This window comes from Desulfallas sp. Bu1-1, from assembly GCF_015594625.1.
Taxonomy (GTDB): Bacteria; Bacillota; Desulfotomaculia; order Desulfotomaculales; family Desulfallaceae; genus JADNRQ01.
Window position 1 is genome coordinate 1 of the sequence record NZ_JADNRQ010000070.1, and the last position, 618, is coordinate 618.

1 protein-coding gene is annotated in these 618 nt (G+C 52.6%); it reads right to left on the minus strand.

All coding sequences use genetic code 11. The features are described 5' to 3' along the window. The coding region (locus IT084_RS17660) for an IS256 family transposase (protein ID WP_207744669.1) at window positions 1-618 on the minus strand (618 nt) is incomplete at both ends.

Genomic DNA, 618 nt, shown 5'->3' on the forward strand with positions numbered 1-618 from the left:
GAACAGCCTTTACCAAGCCGCTGTGGTCATCTGATATTACTAGATCAACACCGCGCAGGTTGCGGTTTTTAAGCCAGGAGAAAAACTCGCTCCAACTGGCCTCGGATTCGCTGTCGCCAAGCATGAGACCTAAAATTTCCCGGTACCCTTCGGTGTTTATGCCTATGGCGATCATTACGCCCCGGGAACGAACGCGGCCTTCTTCGCGAACTTTTAGCACTAAAGCGTCCACCAATACAAACGGGTAGTGCGTACCCCGCAGGTCCCGGTTATTCCAGGCGTTTACCAGCGGGTCCAGTTTCTTACATAAGTCGGAGACAGTGGACTTGGAAAATTCGGTGCCGCACAGTTCTTCTGTGATCTGGCTGATCTTTCGGGTAGAGACCCCGTTGATTACCATTTCCATCAGGGTCAGTACCAGGGCCTGCTCGCTGCGTTGGTACCGGGCGAACATTTCGGTGGAAAACTGGCCGTTACGAAAACGCGGAACACGCAAGGTTATGGTTCCTACTCGGGTGGTTAGTTGATGTGGGTATGTGCCGTTACGGTATCCTTTTCTTTCACTGGTGCGCTCGTATGGCTCAGCTTGAAGCTGCTCGGTAGCTTGTGCCTGCAAAA